Origin of the sequence: Bacillus sp. JJ1127 (genome assembly GCF_036965845.1) — a bacterium.
Classification (GTDB): Bacteria; Bacillota; Bacilli; order Bacillales; family Bacillaceae_G; genus Bacillus_A.
In genome coordinates, this window is the sequence record NZ_JBALQK010000075.1 from 1 (window position 1) to 5,529 (window position 5,529).

Annotated in this window: 2 protein-coding genes and 1 pseudogene; all 3 read right to left on the bottom strand. The window is 35.3% G+C overall.

Annotated elements, in window-relative coordinates; translation table 11 throughout:
* On the bottom strand, positions 1-2,586 hold a 2,586-nt coding region (locus V7183_RS09150; RefSeq protein WP_335359274.1), incomplete at its 3' end, for a collagenase.
* A 232-nt stretch (positions 2,587-2,818) separates the two neighbouring features.
* A pseudogene (locus V7183_RS09155) lies at positions 2,819-2,980 on the bottom strand (IS4 family transposase); the annotation flags it as partial.
* Between the two features lie 448 nt (positions 2,981-3,428).
* On the bottom strand, positions 3,429-4,829 hold the full coding sequence (locus V7183_RS09160; RefSeq protein WP_335359275.1) for a M60 family metallopeptidase: 1,401 nt from the start codon (positions 4,827-4,829) through the stop codon (positions 3,429-3,431).
* Positions 4,830-5,529 lie beyond the last annotated feature (700 nt).

Here is a 5,529-nt window from a genome sequence, read left to right on the forward strand (position 1 = left end):
ATTTTCTTCCCCGTAATATGTTTCTCTTGCTCGATCTACATTAACTGTCATTCGCTCTTTACTTTCTTTTCCTTGATCATCTTTCATTGTTAAGGTTGCCGTATACGTTCCTTCTTTTTCATATACATGAGTAGGATTTTCTTCTGTGCTTGTTTCCCCATCTCCAAAGTCCCAAAGATAAGAAATGATTTTTCGATCTTCAGCTTTTGAACTATCGCTCTTAAACTCAATTGCGTTATTTGCTTCCCCGTAATATGAATCTTTTCTCTTTACAATCATTCCTTCATTTGCGCCTTCATCCGTTGCAATGCCGTGGAAAACAATATCATATTGGAACTGATTTTCATTATTTACACGATAATTTACAAAGTACGCTGTTACTGTTTGATAACCGCTCCACCCTTTTTGCGACAGCTTCTCTAATGCTTCGTTCACTTGTTTACTCATCGTTTTCCAGTCTTCAGATTCACCTTTCGTTGCATTGCCTGTATACGTACCTTCAACTGTAAATGTATTAAAGAATTGAGACTTATGCTTTGTAATCTTTGCATCTTTTACATTTGCAACATCCACAATTTCCTGCTTCACTTCAGCTAGTGCCTTCTGTGCATGACTTACTAAATAATCATCTGATGCTTGCGGCACATTAAATTTTTCTTGATTATCAATTAATTGCTGCATATATGTTTGATATTCTTTATTCAATTGTGCATCTTTACTTAACTCCTCTCGGTATGCATCATAACCTTTCACATCATTTGCACGAATTAAATCTTGTATTTTATCGAATGTATCAAATTTTTGATTATACATATAAGACTGCAATGCAAAGGAATACTTATAAAAATCCCATGATCCATATTTTGAAAATAATGTTTGTTCTGCTGTATAACGTTTTTCTGGTTCGTTTGATAAACCTCTTATAATACTCTTACGCGGCATTACATTATTCGTACGCGTCGATCCTGCAAAGAATTCTGCATTTCCTTCTGCATACCATGTCAAACGTTCATCTTGATAAAAGTCTCCTTGTCCAAATAATTCAGGCACTTCATATCTTCCCTGTAAATAGTGTGTAAATTCATGACGGAATAATTCTTCTAAACTGTAAATACTTTGCTGCGGCGTACGTTCATATGTAAAGAACGTTCCGACATGTTCAATATAAATACCACCATTACCTGTTTCATAGCCGTACAGTTGCTGGTTAAATTGATATTCATCTGGCGAGTTATAAATTACGATTGTTAATACATCATCCGCATTCCCCTTTTCCAATGCTTTATCATTTCCAATTACACGGTGATATTGCGCTTTTACTTCTTTCGCAGCCCAGTACATTCTTTGGATTTTTTCCTCTGTCACTTTATCTCCCGTTTTAAAGACAATTGCCCCGTCATCAAATGTATACGTTTTAGGTAAAAATTTCTTCTTGCCCTCTTCTTTAATTTGACCTAAACTTACTGTTTTTCCGTTCGCATCTACTCCGCCATAATTTGTATCAATCTGCTGTACCGCACCAAAATATTGCTCTCCTAAATATGGATACATTTGCATCGCTTTGGTAACAACGTCTAATCCTTTTTTCGGATTACTGTGAAATTTACCTAGGCGTCCTGCACAGTAAATCCCATTATTAATGAGCCACCCATTTTTATCCGTCACATTACCTATAAGCGCCATTTTATTGACTTCATTTATAAAACTATCAATCTTTCCATACCACATTGACGCTTTTGTCTCTTTACCCGAAAGGACCCAATCAGTATATATATCAGCATCAACGGCTTGTATTAAAGCGTATACAGCGTCTCCTTTCGCACGGTCACTTATATATGTAGAAAGATTATTATTGTACTGTTTTAAAATCTTTGCTGCATACTGCACCGTTTCAACGTCACTAGTAGCACCCCTCATTAAATCCCCGTATGCATTTACAACCAAATCTTGCTCAGCTGTACCAAGTTTAAAGTTCGGATTCTTTGCAATTGCTTTCAATGCCGGTAAACATTTATCCTTGAAGCTTCTCTCTTTTAAATAACCTAAACTTGATTCCTCATTATAAAATCCGACATAAAAAGCAGAGCGAAGCACTTCAGTAAACGTATCAATTCCTTTTGCATCATTTTTTGTAAACGTACTCCCTCGTTTCTCTAATCCGTTCATGATTACTTGCAGACGCTCTTTATTTCCATAGAAAGCTTTTGTTCCTTCGTTAAACTGAAATAAATCTTTAATTTGTCCGCTGCGAATATTCGCTAGTGTATCAATTAACTCCTCATCGCTCATTTTATTCAGCTCATCTAAAGTATAGCTTTGTTGCGACTGCTTCTCTTTTACACTTTTCGTAGTGGAAGCTGGCTTCTGTAAAAAATTCCCGACTTTTAAACGCTCTTCATATGATAATGTTTCATCAGCTTTTGAAGAATGAGAAATGGCATCTTTTGGCGTTTCTATCCCTGCTGGTTTCATTTGCATTACATTGTAAGGTACTTTTTCTTCCGCTGATACTTCAGCTTGCAATGCCCCTAACGACAATGCCATTGTACTAATTCCAAGCATAATTTGATTCATTTTCTTTTTCATAATTTCCCTCCATACTAATATATAACTGAAACAAAATACCATATTATTTAGATAAATTAATTTGGATTAAATATGTAAGATTTCATATTACTTTTTAATAGTTTTTAAATACTTCGTGAATTACTTAAAAGCGATACCCCCTAGTATGTAAGTCTTTTAAGTCGAAATATCCTAAATTACGTATACATAATAGACTACATAATTGCGTCAATGAAGTATGAGCTATGTTTTAACTTAACCAAATACATAGGGCCACTAGATCTTGTGCGCGGTATGTATTTTTTTGTTTAACAAACCCTACATTTTTAGCTAATTGCTCTAAAGCATCAGGTGACATATATCGTTGCAACTCTTTAGAAAACAATTCTAGTTCATCAATAATAGATAAGTTCATATCAAAAACGCCATCCTTTCCTATGATGCTATAGAAAGGGTAGCGTATTTTTTCATTTTAGGGGAAGTTTGTTTTGTTAGCTTGATAGCAATAGAGGCTACCCTACTGAGTACAGTTTAACCCGAAGTAGCCCCTTTTCTACATAATCATTATTGAATAACAGAATAAAATTATCATAATACCTTTTTCTAAAAAAGATATATAGGTATCACTGATTCACAGATCTTCTAATCTGCACAATCCTACCAATCGGCACACGCGTATCATATATAACTGTCAATGATTTAGAAAAATCCTGGCTAAATTCCCATCTATGCCCTATTTCTCTATGTACTTACGTAATCTCCCTTGTTTATAAGGGATTATATGATGTGCTCTATTAGCTATGCCAAATTGTATTTGGATTGTCATCGATTGCATTACTAGCTAGATTACACACTTGCTTTCATTATTTTCTTGGACCATATGCGGCAGTTGGTTTAACAGGCTTCGCATCCGTTGCTTCCCATATAGGGGCAGTTAATGTTGGATAGTTCAAAGCTTCTACTTTTTTTCTTGTTTCTTGTGATGCTTTTAGTCCCCATTGATCAAAGAATGGAAGTACGTTTTGTTTCGCTACTTTCGATGTATTGTAAATAAATGCTTGTATTTCATCTTCATCAGTTTCTGGAAGTTTATCCTTTGGCAACTCTCGATATAGTTTGTGAAGATTCGGATAAAATTCTTCCCCATATGCTAAATGAAGTTGCCAAAGCATAACAACTTTCACAAACAAGTCATCAATATTTTTATATTCTTTATCTGTTTGTTTTAAATATGCAAAGGCTCTATCGTAATCCCCCTCTTTTTCTAAACGCGTTGGTTGATTCGGGAATAATTGTTTTTGTGCAACTAAAGAATAGATATTAACAGTGACTTCAGTCATTCCACTACGGTCATTCCACGTCCAAGGATATTGTTGCCTTGTATGCCCTGCTTCATGCATTTGTCCCCATCCAAATTCATTTACATTCAAAGCACTTTTAATTGCGTCATAAGCAGTAGTAAACACGACTCCATCCTGACCTGCATACATGTACTTGCCCGGTGGGTTGTTAGGGTTTTCTACAAAAGCCCAAAGACGGCGAGTTGAACGATGTAACGGATTAGAACTTGTTTCAGATAGCCCCGAGAATCTATCTTGTACTAGAATCATGTCATCATATTTTTTTAATAATGGAACAGGATCTTGATCTACAATATATTTCTTGGCACTTTCCTGAGTAACGGTAAGTACTGCTTTCTTTGACTTTAATTGTACAGCATGTGCATCTGGATACTTGTCCATCATGGCAATCCAGTCTGCTTTCGTATGCTTCCCTAATTCAAAGAATGGAACAGGGCTCCCGCCTTGTGTTACTTTCACCTTAACTGTTCTTTTCCCTTCACAGTTATCAAATCCTAATAAACCACCGTTTGGAGAGGAGATGGTGTTAGAACCAGGAGAAAGACGAAATGTTTTTCCCCCTTCTTTATCATATTCATTTGTCCCAATGGTTGCTCCAAGCATTTCTAATCCTGATAGTCCCGATACTTCAATTGTGACTTGTTCATTCGGTTTTACATAGATTCCTGTTGGCGTATAGTTTTGTTGCCCACTTCTTCTTTCTCTTGCTGCTTCCCCTATATAATGTCCTGTACTTGGAAGATCAAACGTCCTCACTTCATATTGCGCCTGGGTTTGCGTAGTTTCAGCATGAATGTTCAAACTATTTACAGTCATAGATGTAAATAATGTCGTTGTCATAACAGCAGATGCCATAAATACTTTCATTGACTTTTGTAATCTATCATTCTTTCCTCTGTTCATATAAATCATTCCTTTCATTCAAATCCATTCTAACGGTCATACCAAACGCCGATTTTCTCACCAGCCTCCTTATATTCCTTTATTACGTTAATACGATAATAATTCCTCTTACTATGACTACTTCTTAAATTTACTTATCCTCCTCTCTTATTTCATACACGTAAAAATTATATCTATATATAATTTTGAAGGGGAGTATCTGGCCGCGTATAGAAACGGTCATGACTTTTCCCACCACATCAAAAGGAGAAAGCAAGTGCAGATCATGTTGCATTCTGCATAGTAGGTATGTCGAAGAATCAAAATGGATATATATGGCTGTTACTTCCATTAAAACATTATAGATTCTGAGTGTAAACCTTTAATTTAGCATATAGTAATTCCGAATTAAACACTGTGCATATATTATTAAATCTTAAAAATTACATCAAAAAATATTGTAATATAATTTTATTCCATTAAATAAACTCATTATAATCTGATAAACTCACTGAAAATAAACTGTTTTTATATAAATACAAATTGAAGAAAAATGATCTAAAAACCCCTTTCTTTTAGGGGGCGAGAGCAGCTAGCCATACATAGAAGCGGTAACTGCCTTTCCCTGCCACAGGAATGGTTTAAAACAAAAGGAGAAAGCAAGTGCAAGTGCAAGTGCATGTCATGTTTTGTTCTGCATAGCAGCAACTTATATGTTGAA